Source organism: Streptomyces sp. BE20 (assembly GCF_036322525.1).
Classification (GTDB): domain Bacteria; phylum Actinomycetota; class Actinomycetes; order Streptomycetales; family Streptomycetaceae; genus Kitasatospora.
On sequence record NZ_JAQYWW010000499.1, the window covers coordinates 1 to 1,877 of the forward strand.

Below are 1,877 nucleotides of genomic sequence, written 5' to 3' on the forward strand. Positions count from 1 at the left end.
CACCCGGCGCCGCACCACCACGCCGACTCACCAACAACAGATGACGCACCCCGTGCGACTCCACCAGACGCCGAGCCACCAACCCGCCCAACGTCCCCGTCCCACCCGTCACCAACACCGTCCCCGCCGGATCCAACACCCCGACGGACCCGGACACGGCCGCACGCACCAGGCGCGGCACCACCGCGCCACCGTCACGCCACACCACCTGCGACTCACCCGACGCCAGCAGGCCCCCCAGGGCCGACGGCTCCACCGCCGAGGCGGGGAACGCCGCTCCCTCGCCACCGAGGAGGAGGACCCGGCCGGGCTGCTCGTGCTGGACGGAACGGACCAGCCCCCACACCGCGTTGACCGCCGGGTCCGCGTCGGGCAGCCCGGTCGCGACGACCAGCGTCTCGCCGGCCCGGGCAGGATCCGCGAGCCCGTCGTGCAGGAAGGTCGCGACCCGGCCGAGCAGCGCGCGGGCGCCCTCGGGCCCGACGGCCGGCTCGCCGGTGAGGTCCAGCACCGCCGGGACGGCCGTCCCGGCCTCCGCGACCGGGGCGAGCGGCGCCCAGGCGACGCTGTAGAGGTGCTCGGCCCCGGCCGCCCCGAGGGCGGTGAGCCGGTCGACCGGCACCTGCCGCAGCGACAGCGACCCGATCGAGGCCACCGGCAGTCCGGCCGGGTCGGTGAGGACGAGCGAGAACGCGTACGGACCCGTCTGCCGGGCGTGCACCCGCAGGGCGGTGGCCCCCGACGCGAACAGGGCCACGTCGTTCCAGGCGAACGGCAGCAGGACGTGCCCCGGCTCCGGCTCGGCGACGGCCAGGAAGTTGGTGGCCTGGAGCGCGGCGTCCAGCAGCACGGGGTGGATCCCGTAGCCGGCGGCGGCCAGGCCGGCGGGCAGCGCCACCTCGGCGTGCACCTCGCCGTCGTGCCGCCAGGCGGCCCGCAGCGCCTGGAACGCCGGACCGTAGACGAAGCCCCGCTCGGCCAGCCGCTCGTAGAAGCCGTCCAGCGCGACCGGCTCCGCACCCGCCGGAAGCCACGGGCCGGGGGCCGCGGCGCCCGGCCCGGCCTCCCCGCCGAGGAAGCCGCTGGCGTGCCGCGTCCAGGCCCCCTCGCCGCCCTCGGGCCGCGAGTACAGGGCGAACGGCCGCCGGGCATCGGGCGCGTCGTCCTCCGGCGCGTCGACCCGCACGTGCAGGTGCAGGGCACCGCGCTCGGGGACGACGAGCGGAGCCTCGATCACCAGCTCGTCGACGGCGGGGGCGCCCGCCTCGTCACCGGCCCGCGAGACCAGCTCCAGCAGCGCTGCCCCCGGGGCGAGGACGGTCCCGGCGACGGCGTGGTCCGCGAGCCACGGGTGGTCCCGCTGCTCCAGCCGGCCGGTGAGCACCGACCCGCCCTCCGGCAGCGACACGGCCGCACCCAGCAGCGGGTGCCCGACGGGTGCCAGCCCGGCGGCGCCCACGTCGGCGGTGGGACGCGTCTCCAGCCAGTAACGTTCGTGCTGGAAGGGGTAGGTGGGGAGTTCGGAGGGCCGGAGGGTGCCGGCGTCGGTGAACGCCGTCGACCAGTCCACCCCGACCCCGCGGACGTACAGCTCCGCGGCCGAGAGCAGGACGCGGTCCCACGCACCGTCCTCACGCCGCAGCGTGCCCGTCACCACCGTCGGAGCCTGGACCGCCTCTTCCAGCGCCTCCACCAGACTGTGCGCCAGCACCGGGTGCGCACTCACCTCCACGAACGCCCGGAACCCCTCCGCGGCGAGCGTGTCCACCGCCTCGGCGAAGCGCACGGTCTGCCGCAGGTTGCGGTACCAGTACCCGCCGTCCAGCTCAGGACCCTCCAACCACCGGCCCTCCACCGTCGACAGGAACGGGATCGCG

Annotated in this window: 1 protein-coding gene; it reads right to left on the reverse strand. The window is 76.7% G+C overall.

The genetic code is table 11. The features are described from left to right. Positions 1–1,840 (reverse strand): polyketide synthase dehydratase domain-containing protein (locus PUR61_RS07210; protein ID WP_329876842.1); only part of this gene is annotated, 1,840 nt, incomplete at its 3' end. Between the last annotated feature and the right edge of the window lie 37 nt (positions 1,841–1,877).